The 2900-nt window shown below is 46.3% G+C and carries 2 protein-coding genes; both read right to left on the reverse strand.

What is annotated here, in order from left to right; translation table 11 throughout:
- Window positions 1–326: 326 nt before the first annotated feature.
- Window positions 327–1700 (reverse strand): UDP-N-acetylmuramoyl-tripeptide--D-alanyl-D-alanine ligase, encoded by a 1374-nt coding sequence (locus RAC86_RS37425; RefSeq protein WP_072565773.1) that lies wholly within the window; start codon window positions 1698–1700, stop codon window positions 327–329.
- Window positions 1701–1774: 74 nt separating this feature from the next.
- Window positions 1775–2860 (reverse strand): D-alanine--D-alanine ligase, encoded by a 1086-nt coding sequence (locus tag RAC86_RS37430; RefSeq protein WP_061186244.1) that lies wholly within the window; start codon window positions 2858–2860, stop codon window positions 1775–1777.
- Window positions 2861–2900 lie beyond the last annotated feature (40 nt).

Genomic DNA, 2900 nt, shown 5'->3' on the forward strand with positions numbered 1-2900 from the left:
AAAGGACAGGATCCATCCGTATACAAAGCCCGAATTACTTTAAGTTTTATCTTACCATTACACTAGTTGTTTTTCAATAAGATGAGAAGCAGATCGGCTTCTCGAATATGCCGGCTGCTTCTCCATCCGCTCCCCTGTATCCGGCGGAGAACTTCGGGTCAGCGGATGAAAAGTCCGGGCGAATATGTTCGTATCGCGAAATAACCTATATATATTGTATCATAGCCGCAGCCGGCCAGATATACATAATTTCCGTCCGGCATACATTAGTGTTTGCACATCATGTTATTTTATGATGCAATATGCGGTTTTTCCGCAAGATTTTTTTACGAAAGCGGGCTCTCTATTAAATCTTTAACGATTTCTTCAAGCTTCATACCTCTGGACGCTTTGAATAAAATTAAATCTCCTTTTGACGCGTTTTCCTTCACAGCTTGGAGGAGATCTTTTTTCTCAGTGTAATGGCTGACGCGTTCTTTCTCAAAGTGTTTCAGTGCGCCTTCCGCGATAAAAGCTCCCAGTTTTCCGTACGTAAAGACGCGGTCAATTTTCTCAGGGCTGATCACAGCGCCGCACTCTTTATGAAACGTTTCTTCAAGATCGCCGAGTTCAAGCATATCGCCGAGCACGAGCATTTTTTTCCCGTAGCCTTCAAGACTTTCTGTCAATTGAATCGCAGCCTTCATGGAAGTCGGACTCGCATTATAAGCGTCATTGATTATCGAAATGCCGCTGTCTGTTTTGATGAGTTCAAGTCTCATGCCAGTTACCTTTAGACCGCTCAGTCCTTTTGCCGCATCCTCAGGCGTGATGCCGAAATAAGCCCCTGCAGCAATCGCAGCCATGGCGTTCATGACATTGTGCTTGCCAAGTATCGGAATAAAAAACGTTTTTTCCATCCCTTTGATTGTAAAATGGGTTCCTTCCTCGCTCTGGCTGACATCCCGAAGCTGATAATCATTATGCGCTCCCGTACCGTACGTTTTCGTCTGGCAGCTGTATGCATTTTGAAGGAGCGGTTCGTCTCCGATATAAATCAGCACCCCGTCTTCTTTTAGCCCATTAATGATTTCAAGCTTCGCCTCCGCGATACCTTCTCTTGAGCCAAGGTCTTGCATGTGGGATTCGCCGATATTCGTAATTACTGCCGCATCCGGGTTTGCCAGGCGGGACAGAAGATCAATTTCTCCTTTGGCGCTCATTCCCATCTCCAATACAGCGATCTCCGTATCTTCAGGCATGGCTAAAACCGTCAGCGGCAGACCGATGTGATTATTGAAGTTTCCTCCTGTTTTGTGGACACGGTATCGGGTTTCCAGGACGGCGTGAATCATATCTTTCGTTGTCGTTTTGCCATTGCTTCCAGTTACCCCGATGACACGGGTGCCAAGCTCCTGCAAATAAGCTTTTGCAAGCTGCTGAAGAGCGGAAAGGGTGTCGTCCACTAAGATCACGGCTTGATTCTCGGGCGGGTTTGGTTCTGACCGATCCCAAAGAACGGCCGCTACACCGGCTTCAAAAGCCTGCGGCACAAAAGTGTGGCCGTTGAAATGTTCCCCTTTCAGCGGGATGAAAAGCTGCTGTTGTTCCAGTTTTCTTGTATCAGTTGCCACTCCATGAATGACTGTTTGTTCATATTGCGGATTTGTCAGTGTGCCTTTGACCATCTCCGCAATGTTCTTTACTGTTCGTTTAATCAAGTGAGGTCCCTCTCTTTCTTTTGTATATACGGGAAAAGACACTGCCCTCTGACCGGCAGTGTCCATGTTTATTATTAAAATGTATGCTTAATCAATTGTTTTTCAGCATGGCGTTCTTTTGCAAGCTCCACAAGCTGTTCAATCAGGTCAGCGTATTCCACTCCAGCCTCTTTCCAGAGGAGCGGAAACATGCTGAAAGGTGTAAAGCCAGGCATTGTGTTGACTTCATTGATCAGAACTTCGCCGTCAGCTGTCAGGAAAAAGTCCGCTCTGACGAGTCCTGACCCATCGATCGCTTTAAACGCCTTGATCGCCATATCACTGATTGTTGCGTATTCCTCATCGGTCACAATTGCCGGAATCATCAGATCAGTATCTCCATCCTCATATTTCGCTTTGTAATCGTAGAAATCTGTCTTCGGTGCGATTTCTCCCACAACAGAGCATTTAGGATCGTCATTTCCAAGAACACCGATCTCGATCTCGCGGCCGTTAATTCCTTCTTCAACGACAACTTTGCGATCATATTGGAAAGCAAGCTCAAACGCTTTTTGCAGTTCTTCACGGTTTCGGCATTTGCTGATTCCGACACTTGAGCCAAGGTTCGCCGGTTTTACGAAGCAAGGATAGCCTAATTCCTGTTCGACCTGCTCACAGCTTTCTTCCGGAGAACGAGTCCAGTCTTTCTTAAGGAAAGCAGCGTATTTAGCCTGAGCAAGGCCGGCTTGCGCGAATAAATGTTTCATGACAACTTTATCCATGCCAGCTGAGGAAGCAAGCACACCGTTGCCGACATAAGGAATATTCAACAGTTCGAGCATTCCTTGGATCGTACCGTCTTCTCCGTTCGGTCCGTGGAGGAGCGGGAATACGACGTCGATGGCTTCATTTTGCTGTGACGCTTCCTGCGGAAACATCTCCTGGTTTAGGGCAGCTGGAGAAAACGCACTGCCTCCTTGCTCAAATTGAAGCATTTTCACGTTTGAAACAGGCTCAGTTAAACGGGCGCCTTTTACCCATTCGCCTTTTTCTGTTATATATATCGGATGTATATCAAACTTCTCAGTATTTAGCGCTTTGATTACAGCCAGAGCTGTCTGCAGGGAAACATTATGTTCTGCCGACTTTCCTCCGTACACTAATCCTAGACTTGTTTTCAATGGATACTCCCCCCACTACAATTCATCTTTACTATCTTAT

It is taken from the genome of Bacillus sp. LR_5 (assembly GCF_042709275.1).